Source organism: Halorubrum sp. SP9, assembly GCF_005435015.1.
Taxonomy (GTDB): Archaea; Halobacteriota; Halobacteria; order Halobacteriales; family Haloferacaceae; genus Halorubrum; species Halorubrum sodomense.
Genome location: NZ_SGXU01000515.1, coordinates 1 through 347 on the forward strand (window position 1 = coordinate 1; position 347 = coordinate 347).

The 347-nt window shown below is 70.3% G+C and carries 1 protein-coding gene; it reads right to left on the reverse strand.

Annotated elements, in window-relative coordinates; genetic code table 11:
* Nucleotides 1–347, reverse strand: a 347-nt coding sequence (locus EXE45_RS18430) for a CBS domain-containing protein (protein WP_137695168.1), incomplete at both ends; no start/stop codon positions are given.

The window sequence follows — 347 nt, forward strand, 5'->3', positions numbered from 1 at the left end:
CCTCGCCGTCCTCGATGACTAAGGCGAGCTCCTGGGACTCCGCCTGGAACCGGTCGAAGGCGTCGCTGACGCTCGCGTCCGCCGCGACCGTCATCGGCGGGGCGGCGACCTCGGCGAACGTCAGGTCGCCGTCGCGCAGCTCGTCGTAGCGGCTCACGATCGAGGGGGCGTACACGATCCCCTCGAAGTCGGTCAGATCGTCGCCGACGAGCGGGAAGCGGGTGTGCGGCGTGTCTCGGATCCGGTCGAGGTTCTCGTCCACGGACGCCCCCGTCGTCAGCGAGACGATCTCCTCGGGCGCGGTCATCACGTCCGCGACGGTCACCCGGTCGACGTCGAGCGCGTTG